This is a genomic window from Bradyrhizobium sp. Y36 (assembly GCF_002531575.1).
Taxonomy (GTDB): domain Bacteria; phylum Pseudomonadota; class Alphaproteobacteria; order Rhizobiales; family Xanthobacteraceae; genus Bradyrhizobium.
The window spans coordinates 1-1,538 of the sequence record NZ_NWTI01000046.1 but is presented as its reverse complement, the minus strand read 5'-3'; the positions used below and the strand labels follow the sequence as shown (position 1 = coordinate 1,538).

Annotated in this window: 2 protein-coding genes; both read left to right on the top strand. The window is 67.5% G+C overall.

Annotated features, from left to right (window positions below):
* Positions 1–1,068: response regulator (locus CO669_RS34770; RefSeq protein WP_143278783.1), on the top strand; the 1,068-nt coding region annotated here is incomplete at its 5' end.
* Positions 1,069–1,095: 27 nt separating this feature from the next.
* Positions 1,096–1,538, top strand: a 443-nt coding sequence (locus CO669_RS34765; protein WP_097667113.1) for a chemotaxis protein CheW, incomplete at its 3' end; no start/stop codon positions are given.

Here is a 1,538-nt window from a genome sequence, read left to right as displayed (position 1 = left end):
GTCGGCAGCCAGACCTTCGGCATCGTCGTCGACGGCGTGTTCCACACCGAAGAAATCGTGGTCAAGCCGATGTCGACGAAGCTGCGTCACATCGACATGTTCTCCGGCAACACCATTCTGGGCGATGGCGCGGTCATCATGATCATCGACCCCAACGGCATTGCCAAGGCGCTCGGCGCCGCCGGCTCCTCGGCCCATGACATGGGCGACGAGAACGGCGCGCACCACATCGGCTCGGGCGAGCAGACCACCTCGCTGCTGGTGTTCCGCGCCGGCTCCTCGCAGCCCAAGGCGGTCCCGCTCGGGCTCGTCACGCGCCTGGAAGAGCTCCCGGCCGACAAGATCGAGTTCTCGAACGGCCGCTACATGGTGCAGTACCGCGAGCAGCTGATGCCGCTGGTGGCCATGGAAGGCGTCACCATTGCCAGCCAGGGCGCGCAGCCGATCCTGGTGTTCGCCGACGACGGCCGCTCCATGGGCCTCGTCGTCGACGAGATCATCGACATCGTCGAGGAACGGCTCAACATCGAGGTCGGCGGCTCCTCCTCGGGCATCCTCGGCTCGGCCGTGATCAAGGGCCAGGCCACCGAGGTGATCGACGTCGGCCACTTCCTGCCGATGGCGTTCTCCGACTGGTTCACCCGCAAGGAGATGAAGCCCTCGCTGCACTCGCAGTCGGTGCTGCTGGTCGACGATAGCGCGTTCTTCCGCAACATGCTCGCGCCCGTGCTCAAGGCGGCCGGCTACCGCGTCCGCACCGCCCCGACCGCGCAGGAGGGCCTGGCGGCGCTCCGTGCCCAGACCTTCGACGTGGTGCTGACCGACATCGAGATGCCCGACATGAACGGGTTCGAGTTCGCCGAGACCATCCGCTCGGACAACAATTTCGGCTCGATGCCGATCATCGGCCTGTCGGCGCTGGTGTCGCCGGCGGCGATCGAGCGCGGCCGTCAGGCCGGCTTCCACGACTACGTCGCCAAGTTCGACCGTCCCGGTCTGATCGCGGCGCTGAAGGAACAGACCGCGGGCGCCGCCGGCGCCTCCGAGCTGAGCCGGGCAGCGGCGTAAGAGCAGGGCAGGGATCAGGAGAGACACATGACCAGCAAGACCCAGTCCAGCGAAGGCGCCATGGTCGAATACGTCACCGCGATGATCGGCGGCCAGCTGTTCGGCCTGCCGATCTCCCGCGTCCAGGACGTGTTCATGCCCGAGCGCGTCACCCGCGTGCCGCTGTCCTCGCGCGAGATCGCGGGCGTGCTGAACTTGCGCGGCCGCATCGTCACCGTGGTCGACATGCGGGCCCGTCTCGGCCTGCCGCAGCCCGAGGACGGCAAGGTGCCGATGGCGGTCGGCGTCGACCTGCGCGGTGAATCCTACGGCCTTTTGATCGACCAGATCGGCGAAGTGCTGCGCCTGCCCGAAGCAGGCATGGAGGAAAACCCCGTCAACCTCGACCCCCGCATGGCCAAGCTCGCCGGCGGCGTCCATCGCCTCGACGGTCAGCTCATGGTCGTCCTCGACGTCGATCGCGTGCTCGA